Below are 20,912 nucleotides of genomic sequence, written 5' to 3' on the forward strand. Positions count from 1 at the left end.
CCGCATTCTTCCTTGCACATGCAAGCGCTAACTTGAGAAGTATTTCCATGTTTTCGAAGACTCCTATCGCAGGAGCGCTTGCGCTGATTATTTGCGCGGGTGCGCTTGCCAGTGAATCCAAACCTGCGGATAAATCCGTCAGTTTATTGCAACAGGCTGAAGGCTTGCCCGCGGAGTTTCATGAATTCTTTTTTGACGTGCCATTGGCGGTCCGCGTCGAAGTCGACCAACAGTTTTTGGGTGAGGCCATGATCCTGTTGACCCGAGATGAACGGGTCACGTTGATCAATTTTTCCGATACCCGCAACAGCGACCTGACTTCGGCCGAACGTGATGAGTGGTCTGCGTTCTTGACCCAGGGCGTGGCGCTGGGATCGTGCAAAAGTGCCTGCCCTCGGCAGTTGCAGTCTGTTCACTACAGTCTTGCAGACTCCATGGTGTCGTTGGTAACGGCCAATGCCGAGCGCGACCCGCAAACCCGACAGTTTCACGATCAACCGGAAGGCGGCAGCGTCGGGTTGATTGTCCGCAATCAATTGAACATCAGCGGTGGCCAGGAGCAGAACGCGGCCGGTCGTTATGGCCTGGAGGCAAGCGCGAGCCTGGGCAACTGGACAAACACGTTCAACGCCCAACTGTCGCGCATGTCCGGGGTAGACACTGGCATCAAGCACGCGGTTCACGAGTTGCATGCCCAGCGGGAACTGGAAGGCAGCTTCTTTCGTGCCGGGTACTTTACGCCCAGTGCCCAGGGTTTGACTCGGTCAGCGCGGACAATCGGCGCCGGCCCCGATACAGTGTTGGGCATGATGTACGGCAGTTCCGACAGCCTGGCAGTCGACGACCCTAAGCCGAGCCTCTATCCGATTTCGGTGACCGCCAATCGACAGGCAATGGTGGAGATTTATCGCAATGGCGTGCTGATCAACAGTCAGCAGGTGGCCAGCGGCCTTCAGACTCTGGACACGCGTCCGTTACCGGGCGGCATCTACGAAGTGGAAGTTCGCTTGATCGAAGACGGTCAAGTGATTTCCACCAACCAAGAGCTTATTTACAAGCCCACCAACTGGCGTAACCCGGAAAATCGCTGGCGTTACAACCTGTTTGCCGGTCGCGAAAGCAAGTTGCTCAGCAATTGGCAAGAACGCGATGACGGCGATCTGACGGCAGGTGCAGCCTTCAATTTTCTGCTGCACCCACGAGTGGTCCTGGGCGTGTCCGCCCGACAGGTCAAGGAGCAGATGCAGATGGGCACTTCCGCCGAGTTGACGGTGAGCGACAAGACCTCCGTCTTCAGCAGCTTGTCCCAGACCAAGGGCGAAGGCACGGGCGTGGAAGTGCAGGGCGTGCATCACTACAACGGTGGGAGTCTGGTATTGCGCCACCAGCGCAGTTGGCTGGACACACGCAACACTTATGAAACGCTGCCGGACGGAACGCACATCCGCCAACGCAATACGTACAACGGGCAAACCAGCAACACGTCTCTGTCGATGAGCCAACGCCTGAGCAGCAGGAGTTCGGTCAGTGCACAAGTCTCTCAAAGCCAGGGTTATTCCGAAGGTATGGGCATCGATTTGAGTTGGACCCGTAATGCACAGTTGTTTGGCAATGCTGCCGACTGGCGCGTGGCCGTGTTCGACCGGCCGGGTACCGTGGGTACTGCCGACCAGCGTAATCGCGGGATCGATATCAGTCTGCGCCTGGCACTGGGTTCAGACGGTCACCAGGTGTCCGGTAGCATCGGTCAGCGTACATCGCGTGACGGTGGGCGGGATGCCAATGCGTCCGTCACCTATCGTCGGGACCTCAAGGATCACGTATTGCAAAGCGTATCCGCCACCGCAAGCAGAGATGTATACGGGGCCGGCCTTGCGGGCACGGTCGACTTCAAGACTGACCAGGTCAACGGCTCTATGCATGCGCAGCGCTCTTCCTTCAACGGGGGCGTCACCGGTGGGTTGAATCTGGACAGTACTCTGGCGGTCAGTGGAACAAACGTAGTACTCAGCAGCCAGGCCACAACTCGCGAGGCGGGCATGATCGTTGATGTTGAGAGTGACGTGGATGATATCCAGTTACGCGCCGACGACTTCTCCGGCACCCACTCTACGCTGCGGGCAGGTCGCAATTTCATTCCGGTGTCGGCCTACAAGAACGGCACCGTGAACTTCGATTTCAACGGGACGGATGTACCCGCGGCGACTATCCAGCCGGCGCGTACCACCTATCACTTGAACAAGGGTGGTGTGGACTATCGTCAGGTACGCATTCTGAAGACTGTGACAGTCATGGGCCGCTTGGTGGATGCCAATGGGAAGCCGCTGAAAGGCCACCATGTGATCAACCATGCCAGTCGTGGCGTCAGCGAAGTCGATGGGTTCTTTTCCATGGAACTTAGTGAAAAGTCACCTACGCTTGAAGTGCGGCACGACAGTCAGTTGTTATGCCAGTTCAGGCTCGATCCCACCTCCCAGCGCCGAGAGAATGATGTGCTGATGGTAGGCGATCTAAAGTGTCATCCAGACACATTAGCCGAAGCTGCTTATAAGTCTGAGAAAGCCAGTTGAAGGGCACTTATACAACAGCGGTCTGAATATGGCGTACACAGGAAGGTCAAATGAACAAGTTAATGAATCGCCTTGTATTGGCGGGGATGCTTTGCGGGGTTTATCTGGGGGCTGCCCATGCCGCCACATTGAACGTAGAGGCAGAAATAAAGCCGGACCCGAGTAATCCGGCCAGTGCTGAAATTATTAATAACACCCCAGTTACCGGATTTTGTCTGGAATACCCGGGCCAATGCGCGAGCAATCGTATTCGAAGTAATACGTTTAATATTACTTTTCAGTCGTCTGGGGCTATTCCGCAGAATGGCAACCTGCCTTTTCATTTTCCAGCGACATGGCGCAGATTTAATGTCGCCCATGAAAGTATTCCTGGCGAAACCGCAGAGATCGAAATCCGAATTGCCGGTGCAGGAACCCGTTATCGCTTGAGTGACACTGCACAAGCGTTGACGGGGCGACCACCGGGTGCCGCGCCTCACGAATACCATGTCACTCTTTGGAGGCCTTCATGGGCTAATGCGATTGCCCCCTGTTTTTCAGTGATTTCTGATGGTGCTGATCCAAATGGAACGGACTACACAACTTTCTGGAAAATCTCTGAAGTGGCCAGCACCTGTGGTCCAAGAACCGCACGATTTGCAATTCCGTGGATGACTTTAGACAGGCTCGATGTAGATTATGAGTTACGCGCCGTTCGCCCGGAAAAACTGATCAGTGGAAACTATGTAGGGTCGTATACCTACACAATACCCAGCGACTTGAACATGGGTAATTTTAATGCCAGTGATTCTTCCATGACATTCAACCTGAACCTGGCAGTGAAACAAGACGTCAAGGTCGTGATGTCCTCCGACAGGGTTGTTCTGGCCCCCAGGGGCGGATGGATGGACTGGATCACTAACGGTCGCAAAGAGGAGAAGTTACTGGGAGACCTGCGTTTTTCCATATTGAGCAATGCACCGTTCAAGATGGAACTTACGTGTGAGCGTTTTTTGGGTGATACCTGTGCAATTAGCAATGGATCCCATCAGGTGCCGGTCGAGATGAGTGTCAGTCTGCCACCTCCGTGGGTCGATAATATGAATCAGCCAATATCGCGGCGTCCGCTGACAGTGGCCGGCACCGGTTTGCAATATCTAAAACTGATAGGCTCGCCAACTGGGCAACCCAGTCTTTTGCACTTCGAGGTGCAACCAGACTCAGTGAAGGATATGCAAGGCGACAGCAGTTATCGCGGAATTGTCTATGTCACCTTTGATTCAGACATTTAATGGCAGTAGCACGGCCTGAGGCTTAATCAGGCCAGTCTCCAGCACGAGGTTCATCACATGAAATTTTTTTGTACGTTGCTTTGCACATTGATGTTCAGCCTGAGCGCTCACGCAGGCCCGAGCCTGCAAATTGGTTCCTTTTATGACTTTATGAAAAGTAATCAAAGTAGTTATCTAAAACGTATTCATAACGGCGGCACATCAACAGCATTCGTGAAAATCGAGATCAAGGAGATTTTTTACGAGAAGAACGGTAAGTCCCGAGAGGAGCCCTTGAAGACCGTCGAAGGCAGTGCTCGCGATGGCCTGGTTGCCAGTCCGGCCCGATTGATCGTGCCCGCCAAGGGCACTCAAGGCACCCGTCTGTTGTATACCGGCGATCGTAGCAAGGAGCGATATTTCCGGGTCCGCTTTTTGCCGGTTGTACCTGAAAAAGAAGATAAATTCGCCGTCGCCGAAAGTGAGCGAGAGTCCTATGAAAAGAGCATGTCTGCCGGTTTCAACGTAATGGCCGGTTATGGCATGGTGTTTTTTGTTCGCCCGGCCACAACCCGTTTTGATACAAAAATAGACAACACTGCTGGTCGCTACCAGTTGAAAAATAATGGCAATAGCGTAGTTATCATCGACTCGTTCAAGGACTGCGCCGCCAGTAACGAAGAAGATTGCAAACCGACGAAAAAAGTACACTTGATTCCAGGCCATGACTTTGCGTTCGAGAAGCAAGCGGGTCGGGTCTATCGCTACAACTTGATTGAAGACGATAAGAAGATGCCGATGGACGTGAAGGGGCGATAAGCGTTCATGAACACCGATATGGAGCGCGAGTCTTCACAGACCGGTGGTCGGATATTTCAGATTTTTCCTCGGCACCTGTCAGTTCTGACAGTTGCGATTATCTCCTGCCGGGAGCTTAGCTAACCGCGACCCTGAGCCTTCCGGTTCAGGTCTGACGGTACTCATCGCTAGGCAAGAGGGCTCATCATGACTCCACAAACACTTGCGGTTGCTGGCGTAAATACATTGCCGGCAGCGACCATAAAGCATGCACAGGACGACAACACTCTGTACCCCATTGGTGCCATTGAAGGCACTGTAGCGACCATCGCCTTTGAGGGAATGGAAGAAACCACGATCACATTGCATTGGGCAATCAAGGGTCAGGCTGAACCGACGTTTAGCCCGATTGAAAAAGAGGGCAGCGCCAGCGGTACTGTCGACATCGATGTTCCCTGGCAATGGGTGGGTGCCTGTATTGGGCACTCTGTGTTGATCTGGTACACCGCTACGGTGGGTGGTCAACTCAAGGAATCGGTTGTCCTGGAGTTGACCATAGAGCCCCTCAGGAATGAGGACTTGAAAAGCTCGTTGCCCAAGTTTGTTCACGCTGAAGTCATCGATTTCACCGTGCAACTGGATATGCACAGGTTCACTGGCGATGAAACCGTCACAATGAAGGCGTGGCCCTTTATCCAGGCGGGGCAGCGGCTGTTCGTCGGGGTAGGTGGGCAAGACTCAGAGCCGCCGATGCCAGTCATTTGGTTGGCTTATGATCACGTTGTAACCGTAGCTGAGGCCAAAATCGATCATGTTTTTGAGTTCAAACTACCCCGGGGCTGGCTGACAAGGCGTCTTGACAGGTCACGGCTAAGCTCTGAGAGCGCGGTTATTTTCAGTGGTTGCGTTCCAGTACCGCCCGTTCCCATCCCCGATCCTGTATCCGCAGTTCCGCTCCCGGAAAACGCCCACCTGTTTCGTCCAGCTACGTCTGCAATGCTACGGGTGGAGGCGCAGCTAAGCGAGTTTGATGATTTTGAGACTTATCCCCGCAAAGAGTTTGGAGGCCCTGGCACGGTTATCGATACAAATCTATTGATGTTTGAAACGGTCGCGGGCTCAGATTCATACATTGGACTTCATCAAGTTAGAGGCGCAGGCGAGCATCAGGAAGGCATGGTGGAAGGCCGCGCGCTCACGGTGCATTGTGGTGGGGGTGGATCTCAGTTGGCATCCATGCATTTCAAGTACGAATGCACAAGGGTCAGGTTCGGTTTTTCAGGTACTGGCGCAGCCGCCGCTAGCTTTTCTTTCTTTGATGCACACGGAACGTTGCTGGAGACTCAGGAGATAACCCCTCCTGCCTGGGTAGAGTCAAGAATACCCGAGGGCGATACCATCGCTCGCATTGATATACGAACTTCCAGTCACGGATCTATTGATTCGCTGACTACATGGCGCATCAGGGAGCCCAGCCCGGTCTAGTCCAATTGAAGCGATCATCACTGAGTGAATCTGTGTTGACGTAACAGGTGCACTCAGCGATGTCGCGACTTGCGCCACGGGTCACGTGGGGGTTACTTCGGCCCGAGTATCGCGGCCAGTTTTTCCGGCGACGGTGCGCCTTGTTGCTGTTGCAGTTCGCCCTTGGCGTCCAGGTAGAAAATCGCCGGGGTGGCGGACAGTTCGAGTTCGTCCATCAACTTCAAGTTGGCGTCGAGCTTGGCCTGGACGTCTGCCGGGATGGTTTTCAGTGCCTTGAGGGTGCTTTGTTTGCCGGCCTTTTCGTGGGCGTCCAAGGCCTTGCCTGGGTCTTTGCTGGCCAGCAGGGCGGCGGATTTGCCTGGGCTGTCTTCGCGGATGATACCGACCATGATGTGTCGCAACTGCACCTTGCCGGACTTCACCCAAGGCCGTGCCTGCTCCCAGAACAGCGTGCAGTACGGGCAGTTAGGGTCACTGAACAGGTAGACCACGCGCGGTGCATCTTTGTTGCCGTCCTGAATCCAGTGGCTGGTTTCGAACTTGGCCCAGACTTCCTTGGCCATCGGTGCGTACACCAGTTTTTGCAGCGGCTCGGCGCTCAGGTCCTTGCCGTCCGCGTCATACAAGTTGCCCAGCAACACGTGTTTGCCATCGGGTGTCAGGTACAGGGCCATGCCGCGGTTCTGGTACTGCGCGGCATACCCGCGCAGGCCGTCGGGGGCATCGAAGGTACCGATGATTTTTGCACCCTTGGCTTCGATCTGTTTGATCGCGGCGGGCAGTTCTTCGGCCTGCACCAACGGCAGGTGCAACAGGGCAGTGCCCAGGGTCAGCGTCAGCAGGTGGCGGAGGCGGGGCATGGCAGTTTCCTTACAGAAGTGGCGGGTGCTGCGGCAGGGGTGACGGGCTCGAAGGCCTCCAGGGCGTGGGCCAGGCTGGCGTTCGACAGTTCGCCCAGATGGCTGCTCAGCAGGCGTCCGTCCGGGCTATAGAACAGCGTGGTCGGCAGGGCCATGGAGCCCACGGCCTGGCCCAGGCGGCCGCCGCGGTCGAACAGCATGTTGCTCAGGCTCAGGCCCTGGGTCTCGAGAAAGGTGGCGACGCTCTGCATGCTTTCGCCCTGATTGACGAACAGGAAGGTCAGGTCCGGGCGTTGCTGCTGGGCGTGTTCCAGCACCGGCATTTCCCGGCGACAGGGTGGGCACCAGGTGGCCCACAGGTTGATTACCAGCGGACCGCCCTGGTAGTCGGTCAGTTGCAGGGTTTCCCCGGCGGCGTTGCGCAGGGTGATGTCCGGCAGGCGTGTGCCTTGTTCGTAGATGCTCAGCGACAGGCTTGCCAGCAGCCAGAACGCCAGGCCGCTGGCGACGCCAAAACCCATCGGGCGCCGAAGCCCGGGCCGCCGCCAGCCGCGATACACGGCGGCCAGCAACAGCACGATCACCCCCGGCCAGGCGAGGAAACCGCCGTCGCGCAGGTCGATGATCTGCCAGGGATCGTTGCGGTAGTGGGGCCAGTACCACGCGACAAAAGCCAGCCGCGCCGCCAGTGTGCCGAGCATGAACAGGCCGAACAGCACCGATTCGGGGTTGTCACCGCCCCGCTTGGCCACCCGCCAACCGACAAAGGTCGCCAGTGCCAGGGCACTGATCAGCAGCAGGTGGTTGAGGGCGATGGCAAAGGTGCCGAGGGTGAAGGTCAACATCAGCGCGCGTCCCGGGTGATGTTCCAGCGTTGCAGGAAACCGGCGGCATCCACCTCACCGGTAATACGCTGGCTGCGACGCTCTTCGCCATCGGCACCAACCCACAACAGGCTCGGTGGCCCCGGTACTTTGTAGCGAGCGAGCAGTTCGCGGCTGGCGGCGTTGTCGGCGGTCACGTCCAGGCGCAGCAGGCGCACCTCCTTGAGGGCCTCCATGACCTGGGGTTTGCCGAACACCTGTTTCTCCATGATCTTGCAGGACACGCACCAGTCGGCATAGTAGTCCAGCAGCACCCATTGACCCTGGGCGCGGGCATCATCGAGTTGGCGTTGCAGTTCGGCGGGTTCCTTGATGGTGATGAAGGCATCGTGGGCGGTCGGTGCAGCGATCGCGCTGGAGGTTGGCGCGCGATACACCTGCAACGGATTGAACACGTCATCGCTACCACCGGCGGCACCGATCAGCAGCAGGCTACCCCACAACCCCGATAGCAGGGCCATGCCACCGAACAGGTGGGTGGCGCGACCAAAACCTTCGGTCTGGCGCCAGGCGCTGTAGGCGATGACCAGCAACAGCGCACCCCACAGCCCGACCCACAGGACCGGATCCAGCACCGGGCGCACCATTACCAGCGCGGTGCCCAGGAACAGGAAGCCGAAAACGCCCTTGAGCAGGTTCATCCAGGCGCCGGGCTTGGGCAGGAATCGATTGCCGACGGTCACCAGCAGCAACAACGGCAAACCGATGCCCAGGCCCATGCTGAACAGGATCAGCCCGCCGTGCAGGGCATTGCCGCTCTGGGCGATGTACAGCAGGGCGCCGGCCAGTGGTGCGGTCATGCACGGCCCTACCAGCAAGCCGGACAGAGCCCCGAGAATGCCCGCTCCGACCAGGCTGCCGCCCCCCTGTCTGCGGCTGGCGTACTCCAGGCGGTCACGCACGGCGGTCGGCAGTTGCAGCTCGAAGAAGCCGAACATCGGCAACGACAGCAGGACGAAGATCACGGCAAAACTGCCGAGCAGCCAGGCGTTCTGCAACAGGGCCTGCAAATTGGCCCCCAGCAGCGCGGCCAGTACTCCCAGCGCGGCATACACCAGCGCCATGCTCACCACATAGCTGCCGGCCAGGGCAAAGCCGCGCTTGGCGCTGGCACCGCTGCCGACCACCAGGCCGGCGAGAATCGGCAGCATCGGCAACGAGCAAGGGGCGAAGGCCAGGAGCAGGCCGAGGCCGAAGAACACCAGCAGGCTCCAGCCCAGAGCGTGTTGTTGCAGGCCGCTGGCCAGGGCCTGGTCCGGCGCTTCAGAGGTGTTGGCTTGCGCCGCGCCACCACCCAGGTCGACCACCTGGGTCTGTGGCGGGTAACACAGGCCGGCATCGGCGCAGCCCTGGAAGCCGACCTTGATCTGGCCGCTGGTGCCGGCCGGGATCTTCAGCTCCAGACCCTGGCGGTAGACCTGCTGGTCGCCAAAAAACTCGTCACTGTGGGCCTCGCCCTCGGGCAATGCCGGCTTGTGGGCATCGGCCAGGCCGTTGAAGCTCATGCGCTTCTGGTACAGGTAGTAACCGTCGGCAATCTGCCAGAACAGTTGGGTTTCGCCCGACTCAAGGCGCTCGGAGGTAAAAACGAAGGCTTTGCCGACGGGCAGGAAATCGGGTTTGGTCTCGAACGGGTTCGATGCAGCCTGGGCCAGGCTGGCAAAGAAAACCAGGAACAGTAAAAACAGACGACGCATGGGCAAGCCTTATACCGGTGCAATTTGGATGCACCATGAGGGGTGACGATTAACCGATGATTAACCGCGTTATCCTTGTGGCCACGGCAGGCGGTGCATAATGTCCGCTTAATCCGTCGCCTTCTTAATCAACATTTTTCTACAGGTCTCACCATGCACGTACTTGTCTGTGAAGATGATGAGCTGATTGCCAGCGGCATTGTAGCCGGCCTCACCGCTCAGGGCCTGACCGTCGAGCACGTGGCCACGGCATCCGCGGCACGGGCCATGCTCAAGGTCGCCGAGTTCGATGTGATGGTGCTCGACCTCGGGCTGCCGGACGAAGACGGCCTGAAACTGCTGCAGCAGTTGCGCCACCAGGGCCTGGAGATTCCGGTGCTGATCCTGACTGCCCGGGATTCGGTCACCGACCGCGTCGACGGCCTGCAAGCCGGTGCCGATGACTACCTGCTCAAACCCTTCGACCTGCGGGAACTGGCCGCGCGCCTGCACACTCTGCTGCGCCGGGTCGCGGGGCGCAGCGTCAACCTGATCGAGCACGGTGCCCTGAGCTACGACCCCAGCAGCCGGGAAACCCTGTTGGCCGGCCAGCCGGTGGACCTCTCGCGTCGTGAGCAAGCCCTGTTGCAAGCCCTGTTGCACAACCGCGGCCGGGTGCTGTCGACCGAGCAACTGAAGGACAGCGTGTACGGTTTTAACGACGAGTTGGAGAGCAACGCGTTGAACGTCCATATCCACCATCTGCGCAGCAAACTCGGTAAAGGTATCGTCGAAACCGTGCGCGGCCTGGGCTATCGCCTGGGGCCGGCGGATGGGGCAGGGCCAAGCAAGTGATGAGTCTGCGCCTGCGCCTGAGCCTGACCCTTGGCGCCGCATTTGCGCTGATCTGGGCCCTGGCTGCCGCCTGGATGCTCAGTGACCTGCGCAACCAGATGATGTTTTCCCTCGACCAGCGCCTGGTGGCCTCGGCGCGCATGGTGGCCGGGCTGCTGGAGCAATTGCCTAACGTGCCGAGCAAGGGCGAGGGCACCCATTTCAGTGCCGAACAACTGAACGTGCCCGGGGGGATGGCCTGTCAGGTCAGTTCGTTGCGCGGCGAGATTCTGGCCCGCAGCCACAATCATCCCGAACAAGCGCTGGAAGCCGAGAAGATGGGCTTCCACGACCAGATAATCGATGGTGCTCCTTGGCGCAGCTTTACCCTGGCCCGGGGCGATGTGCGGATCACCACGGCGGATCGACAGATCGAGCGAGAGGCCCTGAACATGTCGATTCTGCTGGCGGCCTCGGTGCCGGTGGCGGTGGCGCTCCTGGGCTGTCTGTGCCTGTTGTGGCTGGGGATCGGCCAGGGGCTGGCACCGCTCAACCGTCTGCGCGAAGCCTTGATGCGGCGCAATGCCGACTCGTTGGAGCCCTTGCAATTGCAGGCATTTCCCAGTGAGTTGAAGCCGTTGCTGGAAACCCAGAACCAGCTGTTCCAGCGCATCGGCAAGGCCATCGAACGGGAACGACGCCTGACCGGCGATGCCGCCCATGAGTTGCGCAGCCCGCTGACGGCGATCAAGACCCATCTGCAGGTGGCGCGCATGACCGAAGGGGCGGCCCGCGACCAATCCCTGGCCCGTGCGGAGGAGGGCGCCGATCGCCTGCATCGGACCCTTGAGCAGTTGTTACTGTTGGCGCGGGTCGAGGGCAGCCTGTCGTTCGACGACGGCGTGCAGTGCAATGCCGAGCAGGTGGCCCGCCTGGCCATCCAGGATGCATCCAGCGGTGATCGCCGGCGTATCCAGCTGCACGTGCCGCCCGGTTGCTCCCAGGCACCGCTGCAGATGCCATCGGTGTTGGCGATTGCCGCCTTGCGCAACCTGCTGGACAACGCGCTGCGGCACACGCCCGATGAGGGGCCTGTGGAATTGAGCCTGGAAACCACCGCGAATCGGGTGCGCTTCCAGGTCCGCGACCATGGTCCGGGAATTGCCGACGACGACCTGCAGCACCTGACCCAGCGCTTCTGGCGCAACGGCGGGAGCACCGGTTGTGGCCTGGGGTTGGCGATTGTCCAGGCCATCGTCCAGCGCTGCGACTGTGTCCTGCATTTCGACAGTCGTCCCGATGGCTTGCGGGTCGAGCTGACCATGCCGCTCCAGGCCTGAGCCCTGGTTCGAAGACCCGCGCCCGCCACTGATTAAGCTGACAAAAAAGCCCGTTGAATCCTCGCTTCAACGGGCTTTTTAACGCTGGTAGATCAGGCCCCGTGCTTGACGGCCTGCAAGGTGTAACTCAGCGGCAGGCGCCACGGTGCCTGCTTGAGGTGGTACTCACCCCGTTCATCGCAGGTCATCTGCCCCGGCAGTGCGTCCCAGGGAATGCTCTGATGTTCGACCAATCCGGTAATGGCCAGTCCGTGGTTCAGCAGTGCGCTGATGATCTCCCCCAGACCGTGGTTCCACTCATGGGTCAGCGTGGCCTTGAGTGGAACATCGGTATCGACGTAGGTGCTGTCGTCATCCCACACCAGTGGCGTCTCGCGCTCGAAGTAAGGCTGTTCAATGGACAGCAGGTCCGCGCGGCTTTCATTCAGCGACCAGAGCATCGGATGCCCCTCGCGAATGAACAGGCGGCCACCGGGCTTGAGCAAATCACTGACGGTGCGCGCCCAGGCGTCGATGCTCGGCAGCCAGCACAAGGCACCGATGCCGGTATAGACCAGATCGAAGGCGGCGGCGGGCAATACGCCGGTGGCGTTGTAGACATCCGCTTCGACGTAGTCGATCTGCGTGTTGCAGCGCTGGGCCAGGGAGCGCGCCTGGACCAGGGCCGCGGGGGAAAAATCCAGCCCGCTCATCTGCGCGCCCAGTCGGGCCAGCGACAGGGTATCGGTGCCGATGTGGCACTGCAGGTGCACCCCGCGCAGCCCGCGGATGTTTCCCAGCAACGGCAGATCGAAACGCACCACCGGCGACAGATGATCGGCGGCGTCGATGAAGGCCTGGGTCGCGTAGTCCCTGGAAGCCGCATGGAGCGGGGCGCGCTCGTCCCAGTTGGCCTTGTTCAGCGAAATATAGTCACTCATGGTGAAGACCCCATCCTGGTCGGTCCTGGTTATGTGCAGGGCAGACTAGCATCGGCTTGAGTTGGGTTTCTTGAGGGTTTTTGTAAGCGCGGGCCGTAGGGCCCGCGTATTCAGGAGGGGGACTTCAGGACTTCTGGAGCAGGACGTTGAGCACTTGCTCGATGTTGCCGGACAGCTCGGCCACCGGGTCCACCCCTTCGGTACTCAGGACCAGCAACTGGCTGCCGGCGGCGGTAATGGCGGCCTGCAGTGCGGCCGACGGCTGGCGATGATGCAGCACCAGTGCCACGTCATTGTCCTTGAGGGTAGTGCTCAGCTGTTGCAGGGCGTCGGCCGTCCACTCGTTGTCGGCACGGGCATCGACGCCCACCGGTTCGAGATTGAGACCGCTGATCAGGTAGGCGAAGTGATCGCTGAGGCTGAATACGCTGAGGTTGTCGGCCTCGGCCAGTCTCGCCTCGCTGTCGGCGCTGAGCTTGAGCAGGCGTTGCTTGAGCGTGGCCAGGTTGGCCTCGATCTTCGGTTTGGCCTCGGGCGCCAGGCGCACCAGGTCGGCGGCGATTACGTCAGCCATTCGCCCCATGTTGTTGGTGGCCACCCACGGCTGGCTGTTCAGCCCATCGTGGGTACCCGGTTGCAGCGCCACGCCAGGCAGCGCGCCGTCGACCGGGCGCGCCGCGTCGATTTCAACGATGCGGATATTGCTGCGCCGGGCGTTGGGGTACAGCGGGTCATCCGGCCAGATCGAGCGCAGGCCGATCACGGCATCGGCGTCCAGGGACAGTGTGTGCAGCGCGGGTGCGCCGCGGCCAGTGAAGTAGGCGGCCTGGCGCGAGCCTGGAAGGTTGGCCGGCGCCGCCCGTTGCAGGGTGATCTCGCTGCCTTCGACCAGGCTGTTGGCCAGTCCATAGGTGATGGGTAACGAGGCCAGCACCCGCACTTTGTGGGCCGAGGTGGCCGTATGCAGCGCAGTGTTGCCGATGCCGTTACTGGCCACCACGCGCATCGGTTCGAAGCGGTCGGCGGCGAAGATGTTGCCGGTGGCCAGGCCGCACAGGGCGAGGGCCAAAGTCAGCTGACGCATGGAGAAAGCCATTTATCCAATATTCCCTTTGAGGCTGGGCACCACACCGCGCGCGATGGCGGCGAGGGCGAAGGCGATACCGGCCACCAGAATGATTGCCGCGCCGGACGGAATCGGCAGGTCGAAGACAATCGGCGCGAGAATCCCGCACAGGGTGCTGACGGTGGCGATCAGCACCGAGCACCAGAAGAAGCCTTTGAGCGACTGGCTCAACAAGCGCGCCGCCGCGGCCGGAATCACCAGCAGGGCGCCCACCAGAATCGCGCCGATGACTTTTACGGCCGCCACGGTGATCAGCGTCACCAGGATCACGAACAGGTAGTCGAGGGTCTTCACCGCCACCCCGCGCACGGCCGCCAGTTGTGGGTTGAAGCTGGCCAGCATGATGCGGTTGTACAGTGGCAGGCTCAGGCCCATCACCAGCGTGCCGACGATGGCCAGCACCAGCAGGTCGTTACCGTTGACCGTCAGCACCGAGCCGAACAGCACGTTCTCCAGAATGTGCACGTTGATCTTGCCGGCCAGAATCAGGAGCAGGCTGGCGCCCATGGCCAGCGACACCGAGAGAAACACCCCGATCAGGGTGTCCGGTGCCAGGCCGGTACGGTTACGCAGGTAGTTGAGCAGAATGCCGAACAACAGGCAGTAGCCGAACAGGCTGCCATAGGGGCCGGTGTAGGGTTCGCCGAGCAGGATGCCAATGGCCACGCCGGTCAGCGCCGCATGGCCGACGGCTTCGGAGAAAAACGCAAAGCGCTTGACCACCACCAGGGTGCCCAGGCCTCCCAGCACCGGGCCGATCAACAGTCCGGCAAGCAGGGCGTTGACCACAAACCCATAGGCGAGCGCTTCGGGCAGGTAGCCGGAAGACGCCCAGCCCTGGATCATCAAACGAAAGGCTTCGTAACTCATCACGCAGCGCTCCCGCTCGTCCGTGGATGGGTGGAAAACAGGCTCAGCAAACGCTCCGGGGTCAGGGCCTGCTTGGGTGTGGCGTCGAACAGCACCCGGCGATTGAGGCCGGTGACGCGGTCGGCCAGGCGGCCGACGGCTTCCAGGTCGTGCTCGATCCACAGCACGCTGATTCCGGATTGACGCCAGTCCCCGAGCAAACGTTCGAATACCTGGATGCCCGCTTCATCGAGGGCCGACATCGGCTCGTCGAGCACCAGCAACTGGGGTGCGGGAATCAAGCCCTGCGCCAGCAGAACGCGCTGGCGTTCACCGCCGGACAGCGCCCCCATGCGGCGCTTGCGCTTGTCCTGCATGCCGACCCGTTCCAGGGCTTCGCCGATGGCCACGCTGTAGTGCCGGCTGATGCCGAGAAACGCCGGACGCCGCTGGCACATCGCGGCCATGAAATCGTCAACCGTCATCGGCAGGCCGCGGTCGAACTCCAGGGCTTGTGGCACATAGCCGATGGTCCCGGGCTCGCCCGGCCATTGCAGACTCAAGCGGCCCTGGTGAGGCATTTGCCCGAGCAGGGTCTTGATCAGTGAACTCTTGCCGCCGCCGTTGGGGCCCACCAACGCATGCACGTTGCCGGGCTGCACTCGGAAGCTGACCTGGTCGAGGATGGTCGTGCGGCCAAGGGTCAGGCTGACGTCGGCGAACTCGATGGCGGGGCCGGCCAGTGGCGTGGTGAGGGTTTGCTGGATGGTCATGCGCCGGCCTCCTGGATCGCCCGGACCACGGTGTCGAGGTTGCCGGTCATTTCCTTTTCATATTTCTCGGCGCTGTATTCACCGTAGGAAATGTGTGACAGCGGGTAGAGTTTTACCCCCGACTCACGTTGGATGGTGTCGACGTAGGCGGAGGGGAAATCCATCTCCGAGAAGATCACCTTGACGTCCAGTTCGCGCAGTTGGTCGATGGTCTTTTTCAGTTGGCTCGGGCTCGGCTCAATCCCGTGGGCCGGCTCGACCACGGCGGTCACTTCCAGGCCGAATTCGCGCAACAGGTAGTCGTAGGCCGCGTGGACCGTGGCCACCCGCAGGTCGGCATTGGGCGCCTTGGTCAGTTTGGCCAGGGCGTCGGCACGCATCTGCCGCAGTCGTTTGCCGTAGGCGCGGGCGTTCTGGGTGTAGGTCTTGGCGTTGGCGGGGTCAAGCTTGCCCAGTTCCCGGGCAATGTTGTTGACTTGGGCGATGGAGGCGCTGATGGACAGGAAGGTGTGCGGGTTCACCACCTTGCCTGCGCCCCGCGCGGCGATCCCGGTGGCCGCCAGCAGCGGCACATTTTCGTTGGCCTCGATCACCTTGACGTTGGGGGTTTCGCTGGCGGCGATCATGCGGTCGGCGAAGTCGTCGTGGCCGACACCGTTGAGCACGATCACGTCCAGGCCGGCGATGCGCTTGATGTCTTCGGCGCGTGGCTCATAGGCATGGGGATTGAACCCGGCCGGAATCAACGGCACCACTTCGGCCTTGTCGCCGACGATATTGGCCACGTAGCTGTAGTACGGATGCAAGGTGATGCCGATGCGCAGGCGCTTGGCCTCTTCGGCGCTGGCCAGGGGCATGACCACCAGGGCCAGCAGGCCTGCCAGCAGCAGGCGTGCGCGGTGCAGAAAACGATGGGGCGCAGATGAACTAGGCATGAGCAAGCGGTCTTCTCTGGGGTGAATACGCAAATCAGTGGCGATGCTGGCGAGTGACGCCGGCGTCGAATTGGGCGACGACCTGTTGCCAGCCCGCGCTGATCAGCGCGGCATCGGCCAGATCGGCAGGGGCCTGGAGGCTGGCGCCGCGGTTGAGCCAGATGTCCGGCTCGGCGTTGCCCAGCGCGTTCAGGCGCATCAGGAAGGAGCCGGCGACACTCGGTGCCTGGCTCTGCCCGAAGTACGCGCCACTGCCCAGCAGCTGCCAGGCGTGGCCGCCGCGGCTGACGGAGCTGGCGTCCTGGGCGAAGGGGGCAAAACCTTCGTCGGCCAGGATTTGCGGGGTCGGCAGGGCTTGCTGCTCTTCACGCAGCAGGTGGATTTCGTCGAGGGTCACCCGCAGGTCGGCATAAATGCCTTGCTCCGAGGCGCCGAGATCGCGCCGCGCATCCAGTTGATGGGTTTGCACGCTGCTGACCACCTCCGGCTCGCCGCGCCAGAGCACCACGGAACCGGCAACCGCGAGGATCGCCAGGCACAGCAACAAGACATAGAGGGTTTCATGGCCGGCACCGGCCGGGCGCACGAGCTGTGTGGTGGGGGTACTCATGGGGCCTCGATATCCGCTTGGTCGATCTCGACCACGTGGCCAGGGCCTGCGTCGAACAAGACATAGAACTCGGATCCGGGCTTCTTGAAGGTCAGGGTCGAGTCGGCGCCGAGTTTGCCCGGTACCAGGATGGTTTCGTCATAGCCGATCACATCCAGGGTCACGCCAGGTGCGCCACTGCCATCGGAGAAACCACCGGTGCACTGGATCTGCTCGGCGTCGATGGCCTTGCATTCGCACATCGGGTTGTGGGCCAGGGCCTGGGCACTGAAGCCTGCACCGAGGGCCAACGCCAGCGCACTGCCAAGCAGGCGCAAAGGGGTCAAGTTGCGGGAAACGGTCATGGTTTGCCTCCTTGTTTGTTCAGCCAGGCGATAGTGGCCGGGGATGCTTGGGCAAGCGGCACGGCCGCCTGATGCATGCTGCCGTCCCAGCCTTCCATGGTGATCCAGATTTCGGCGTCGGTTTTGGTCTTCTCGGGGATCGGCAAGCTCGCGCCCATGCGATAGGGGGCACCGAAGAAAATCACCCCGGCGGCGCGCAGGCTGCGGGGTTTGCCGATGCGCAGGTAAGTCGCCTTGACCTGGCCGATGCAGGATTGGCACAGCGCCGCGTTGAAGTTCTTCATGTAGCCGGCGGGGCCTGACAGTTGCGGCTCCTGATTGCGCAACTCGGCCAGGCGCAGGCTCCAGGGGCCGACCTGGATGTCACCGATTTCTCGCTCGCCCAGGCCGCTGTCACCGCGAAACAGTGCGACGTCAGCGAAGTACTTGGGCATGAACCCCAGTGGGATCAGGAGCAGCAGAATGTTGATGTGAAACCGCCATTTGTGCCAGAACACACTCAGGCGCGAAGGGGGGACTGCGGTGGTGGCCTTGCTCACAGGTTAGTCTCCGGCGAGTTGTCGTTCATGGCTGCCGCCGGTTGTTCGACCTTGGCCGGGCGGGGCGTCTTGTTGCTGCGCTTGAGCGCGTTGGCGGTGGCCAGGGCGGTGCGTTTGGTCCAGATCAGCAGGCCGCTGAGCACCATCATGCTGAGGACCAGGCCGAAGAAGAACCAGATCAGTTTTATCCACAGGCCGCCGAAGTCGCCGGTGTGCAGCGGGCGCATGGACTCGGTGACGAACTCCAGGCCAGTGCGGTCCGACAGCAGCCGCGAGGCATCGATGTCGCCGTTGTAGGGGTTGATCGTGGCGGTCTGGAACATCAGCGGGTACCAGCCACGGCCACCAATGTTGAGGTGGCTGTAGGCATTGCTCGGCAGGCTGACGAAGCTCACTTCCAACCCGGGGATTTTCTCCTGGGCGATCAGGATGGCGTTGTCCAGGTCGATCATTTTCGGCGGAGAACCGTCGGCCGAGAGGGGTACGCTCTCGCGGGCGACCACCGGGATCACCGGCTCGCTGGAGATGGAAATCTGGTTGTCGAACAGTAGGGCTTCGATCAGGAACCAGATGCCGGTGATGGAAATCACCGCAATGAACCAGATCGACCAGATGCCGCTCAGGCGATGGAAGTCGCCCCAGAAGATCCGTGCTCCGTGATTGAACCGCAGGGTGGGCTTGAGGAAGCCCTTCCAGAATTTTTTGTACACCACCAGGCCGGTGATCAATGACACCAGCAACGGAATGCCGAGGAACGACACCAGGTACCAGCCCCAACTGAAGCCGTTGGTAAAGGGCACCAGCCACCAGCCATGCAGTGCACGGGTAAAGGCCTGGAAGTTGAAATCCGGGCTGATCCCTTGAATCACGCCACTGTAGGGGTTCACGTAGACCGCGACCGAGCGCCCGTCCGGGTAGCTCACCTGCGCCGTCAGGGCGAAGTGCGATTCATCCGGGCGGCTGATGGATTCGACGATGGTGAGAGGTTCGGCCTGCTTGATCGCGGCAATGACTTGGTCATAGCTCAACAGTTCGGCGTCGTCGGACGGTTGGCTGGCACGGATGTCCGGGTTGGCCAGCCAGACGATCTCCTGGCTGACGACTGCCAGGGTGCCGGTGACGCAGACGATCAGTACAAAGAACCAGATGGGCAGTGCTAGCCAGCTATGCACCAGAAACCACAGTTTGGAACGGGACTTCTTCGACATGAATGAGGGTCTTGATTCGATGAGAGGAGCGGTGTGGATGCACCGTGATTCCTGAAAAAGCCGGCCGTAGCTTTTGCCTACGCGACCTGCTGCATCTAATTAAGACGAATGAGAATCAAAAATCATGAAAGGCAATATGAAAGTAAATGTTTCAAAGGCGTATTTGTAGTCGCAGGCGCCGCAATCGCTGGCCCGGGCTTGCCAGCGAAACCCCCCTCCAGAGCCCCGACAATAGGCGCTTAGGCTGAAGATTGTGCTTCGCTGGTAAGCCCGTTCCTGCAGGGGCTGGGGATTATTGCTGGGTGAACATGTCCTTGGCGCGTTGTTCGATCTGCTCCTGGGTCAGGTCCTCTTTATGGGTGGCCAGAAACCATACATGGCCGTAGGGGTCTTTCAAGGTGCCCGAGCGGTCGCCGTAGAACTGGTCCTTGACCTCGGACACCACGATGCCACCGGCCTTGATTGCCTGGGCGTAGCGTTGATCCACATCCTCGACGTACAGATGCAGGCCGACGGAGGGCGAGGTGTCCGGATTGCTCAAGGGGCCTTGGTCGCACGGCGTGCCCAGCATGATCGGGCAGTCGCCGATACGCAGTTCGGCATGGCCGATGCTGCCGTCGGGCATCGACAGGCGCATGACTTCAGTGGCGCCGAAGGCTTTTTTGTAGAACTCGATGGCTTCGCCAGCTTTGTGGATTCCCAGGTAGGGCGTGATGCTGTGATAACCCTCCGGGATGGGTTTAACGCTCATGGCGGTTCTCCAGGGTGCGTAGGGGGATGGGGCGCGGTATCTCGCCGATTTCCGGTCGGATAACTATAGGCCCGTCCTCGCGTCGCCACGGATTGGCCGACGGGTTGCAGCTTGGCCATCTGCGGGCTATCAGCCACCTGGCGCCAGCAGTTGGGCGCCGCTGCCTTGCTCACCCAGCACGTCCCCGTAGTTGCGCAGTGGGCAGGCTTCCATCGACAAGCAGCCGCAACCGATACAGCCATTGAGTTTGTCGCGCAGCAGGCTCAATTGGCGGATCCGTTCATCGAGGTCGTTGCTCCATTTTTCCGACAGCAGTTTCCAGTCTGCCGCGGTGGGCGCGCGATGGTCAGGCAGGGACTTGAGGGCCGCGCCGATTTCCGCCAGGGGAATGCCCAGGCGCTGGGCTACCTTGATCAGCGCCACCCGGCGCAGCACCTCCCGAGGGTAACGACGCTGGTTGCCCGGGTTGCGACTGCTGTGGATCAGCCCCTTGGATTCATAAAAGTGCAGGGCGGTAACCGCCACGCCACTGCGCTGCGCCAGTTGCCCGACACTCAACTCTTTGTGCAGGTTGTCCTTGCTGATCATTTCAATTGCCACTTGACCTTGACTTAACTAGAGGTTTTATCCTGCCAACCTTCAATTCGCAAGATGCGACTTACGCGCCAGGGGGAATCCTCATGCAGTCGATAGAGAACAATCGCAGTTTTACCCAACTGATCGAATTCGAGATCGAGCCCCATCAACAACAAGGCCTGGTGTCGGCGTTATCCGCCCAGACCGAGCGCCTGGCCCAGCACCACAGCGGCTTTCTCAGCGCCAGTGTGCAGGCCAGCGACGACGGGCGGCGGGTACTCAATTACCTGCAGTGGCAATCCCGCGAGGCAGGCGAGGCGGCGTTTCGCAGTTTTGAAAGCGGTGAGCAGGATTTCTGGCAGTTGATCCGCACCCATCAGGCCAAGGGTGTGACCTTTGGCTCCTTCCAGGTTCTGCGCAGCATCGAGCGCAGCCCGGACAATGCCTCGCAATGCAGCCTGGTGGGCTAGCACGCGGTACTGCGCAAAAAACTCGATAAGGACTATCGAGCGCGATGATTTTTCTCGAGAAAGGCTGGGGCGTAGCCTGTGTCCATTGCTTCAGGACAGCTCTCAGGAATCGCC

General features: G+C 60.5%; 21 protein-coding genes. 7 read left to right on the top strand and 14 right to left on the bottom strand.

Annotated elements, in window-relative coordinates; genetic code table 11:
- The first annotated feature begins 47 nt into the window (after window positions 1–47).
- The 4 genes from Q1W70_RS18535 to Q1W70_RS18550 all read left to right on the top strand — a co-directional run bounded on the left by Q1W70_RS18535 (window position 48) and on the right by Q1W70_RS18550 (window position 6,103).
- A complete protein-coding gene (locus tag Q1W70_RS18535) occupies window positions 48–2,570 on the top strand; it encodes a TcfC E-set like domain-containing protein (protein ID WP_166590200.1) in 2,523 nt (840 codons plus the stop codon).
- A gap of 50 nt (window positions 2,571–2,620) precedes the next feature.
- Window positions 2,621–3,841 (top strand): hypothetical protein, encoded by a 1,221-nt coding sequence (locus tag Q1W70_RS18540; protein WP_166590201.1) that lies wholly within the window; start codon window positions 2,621–2,623, stop codon window positions 3,839–3,841.
- Window positions 3,842–3,898: 57 nt separating this feature from the next.
- Window positions 3,899–4,639: a molecular chaperone gene (locus tag Q1W70_RS18545; protein ID WP_302097722.1), complete on the top strand. Its 741-nt coding sequence runs from the start codon at window positions 3,899–3,901 to the stop codon at window positions 4,637–4,639.
- 186 nt (window positions 4,640–4,825) lie between these two features.
- Window positions 4,826–6,103, top strand: coding sequence for a hypothetical protein (locus Q1W70_RS18550; protein WP_302097723.1), 1,278 nt, complete (start codon window positions 4,826–4,828; stop codon window positions 6,101–6,103).
- Window positions 6,104–6,195: 92 nt separating this feature from the next.
- Here the strand turns inward: Q1W70_RS18550 and dsbG are convergent, their stop codons facing one another.
- The 3 genes from dsbG to dsbD are packed head-to-tail and all read right to left on the bottom strand — an operon-like array spanning window position 6,196 to window position 9,544.
- Window positions 6,196–6,963 carry a thiol:disulfide interchange protein DsbG gene (gene dsbG, locus Q1W70_RS18555; RefSeq protein ID WP_166590204.1) on the bottom strand — a complete coding sequence of 256 codons (768 nt, stop codon included), beginning with the start codon at window positions 6,961–6,963 and terminating at the stop codon, window positions 6,196–6,198.
- Complete coding sequence (locus Q1W70_RS18560) at window positions 6,939–7,808, bottom strand: TlpA family protein disulfide reductase (RefSeq protein ID WP_166590205.1); 870 nt, start codon at window positions 7,806–7,808, stop codon at window positions 6,939–6,941. Before Q1W70_RS18560 ends, dsbG begins: the two co-directional genes overlap by 25 nt.
- A complete protein-coding gene (gene dsbD / locus Q1W70_RS18565; RefSeq protein ID WP_166590206.1) occupies window positions 7,808–9,544 on the bottom strand; it encodes a protein-disulfide reductase DsbD in 1,737 nt (578 codons plus the stop codon). Before dsbD ends, Q1W70_RS18560 begins: the two co-directional genes overlap by 1 nt.
- A 153-nt stretch (window positions 9,545–9,697) precedes the next feature.
- Here dsbD and Q1W70_RS18570 point away from each other — a divergent pair, with 153 nt between their 5' ends.
- Window positions 9,698–10,378, top strand: coding sequence for a response regulator (locus Q1W70_RS18570; protein WP_095168216.1), 681 nt, complete (start codon window positions 9,698–9,700; stop codon window positions 10,376–10,378).
- On the top strand, window positions 10,378–11,697 hold the full coding sequence (locus Q1W70_RS18575; protein ID WP_166590207.1) for an ATP-binding protein: 1,320 nt from the start codon (window positions 10,378–10,380) through the stop codon (window positions 11,695–11,697). Before Q1W70_RS18570 ends, Q1W70_RS18575 begins: the two co-directional genes overlap by 1 nt.
- Window positions 11,698–11,789: 92 nt before the next feature.
- On the opposite strand, the gene Q1W70_RS18580 is transcribed toward Q1W70_RS18575, so the two are convergent.
- The 11 genes from Q1W70_RS18580 to soxR form a co-directional block, all read right to left on the bottom strand.
- Window positions 11,790–12,617 (bottom strand): class I SAM-dependent methyltransferase, encoded by an 828-nt coding sequence (locus tag Q1W70_RS18580; RefSeq protein WP_166590208.1) that lies wholly within the window; start codon window positions 12,615–12,617, stop codon window positions 11,790–11,792.
- Window positions 12,618–12,741: 124 nt separating this feature from the next.
- Window positions 12,742–13,701 (bottom strand): metal ABC transporter solute-binding protein, Zn/Mn family, encoded by a 960-nt coding sequence (locus Q1W70_RS18585; protein WP_371927832.1) that lies wholly within the window; start codon window positions 13,699–13,701, stop codon window positions 12,742–12,744.
- Window positions 13,702–13,713: 12 nt separating this feature from the next.
- Window positions 13,714–14,613, bottom strand: coding sequence for a metal ABC transporter permease (locus Q1W70_RS18590; RefSeq protein WP_166590210.1), 900 nt, complete (start codon window positions 14,611–14,613; stop codon window positions 13,714–13,716).
- On the bottom strand, window positions 14,613–15,365 hold the full coding sequence (locus tag Q1W70_RS18595) for a metal ABC transporter ATP-binding protein (RefSeq protein ID WP_166590211.1): 753 nt from the start codon (window positions 15,363–15,365) through the stop codon (window positions 14,613–14,615). Before Q1W70_RS18595 ends, Q1W70_RS18590 begins: the two co-directional genes overlap by 1 nt.
- Window positions 15,362–16,300 (bottom strand): metal ABC transporter substrate-binding protein, encoded by a 939-nt coding sequence (locus Q1W70_RS18600; protein ID WP_166590212.1) that lies wholly within the window; start codon window positions 16,298–16,300, stop codon window positions 15,362–15,364. Before Q1W70_RS18600 ends, Q1W70_RS18595 begins: the two co-directional genes overlap by 4 nt.
- A gap of 34 nt (window positions 16,301–16,334) precedes the next feature.
- On the bottom strand, window positions 16,335–16,910 hold the full coding sequence (locus tag Q1W70_RS18605; protein ID WP_185819167.1) for a DUF6162 family protein: 576 nt from the start codon (window positions 16,908–16,910) through the stop codon (window positions 16,335–16,337).
- Entirely contained in the window at window positions 16,907–17,254 is a 348-nt protein-coding gene (locus Q1W70_RS18610; RefSeq protein ID WP_166590214.1) for a hypothetical protein, read from the bottom strand. The genes Q1W70_RS18605 and Q1W70_RS18610 overlap by 4 nt, the downstream gene beginning before the upstream one ends.
- Window positions 17,251–17,793 carry a PA2404 family protein gene (locus tag Q1W70_RS18615; protein ID WP_166590215.1) on the bottom strand — a complete coding sequence of 181 codons (543 nt, stop codon included), beginning with the start codon at window positions 17,791–17,793 and terminating at the stop codon, window positions 17,251–17,253. The genes Q1W70_RS18610 and Q1W70_RS18615 overlap by 4 nt, the downstream gene beginning before the upstream one ends.
- Complete coding sequence (locus Q1W70_RS18620) at window positions 17,790–19,001, bottom strand: PepSY-associated TM helix domain-containing protein (RefSeq protein WP_185819168.1); 1,212 nt, start codon at window positions 18,999–19,001, stop codon at window positions 17,790–17,792. Before Q1W70_RS18620 ends, Q1W70_RS18615 begins: the two co-directional genes overlap by 4 nt.
- A 292-nt stretch (window positions 19,002–19,293) precedes the next feature.
- Window positions 19,294–19,752 carry a VOC family protein gene (locus Q1W70_RS18625; RefSeq protein ID WP_182341521.1) on the bottom strand — a complete coding sequence of 153 codons (459 nt, stop codon included), beginning with the start codon at window positions 19,750–19,752 and terminating at the stop codon, window positions 19,294–19,296.
- Between the two features lie 129 nt (window positions 19,753–19,881).
- Complete coding sequence (gene soxR / locus Q1W70_RS18630; protein ID WP_166590218.1) at window positions 19,882–20,340, bottom strand: redox-sensitive transcriptional activator SoxR; 459 nt, start codon at window positions 20,338–20,340, stop codon at window positions 19,882–19,884.
- Window positions 20,341–20,432: 92 nt separating this feature from the next.
- Between soxR and Q1W70_RS18635 the strand changes: the two genes are divergently transcribed.
- Window positions 20,433–20,798 (top strand): antibiotic biosynthesis monooxygenase, encoded by a 366-nt coding sequence (locus Q1W70_RS18635; RefSeq protein ID WP_166590219.1) that lies wholly within the window; start codon window positions 20,433–20,435, stop codon window positions 20,796–20,798.
- Window positions 20,799–20,912 lie beyond the last annotated feature (114 nt).

It is taken from the genome of Pseudomonas kielensis, assembly GCF_030505375.1.
Lineage (GTDB): Bacteria > Pseudomonadota > Gammaproteobacteria > Pseudomonadales > Pseudomonadaceae > Aquipseudomonas > Aquipseudomonas kielensis.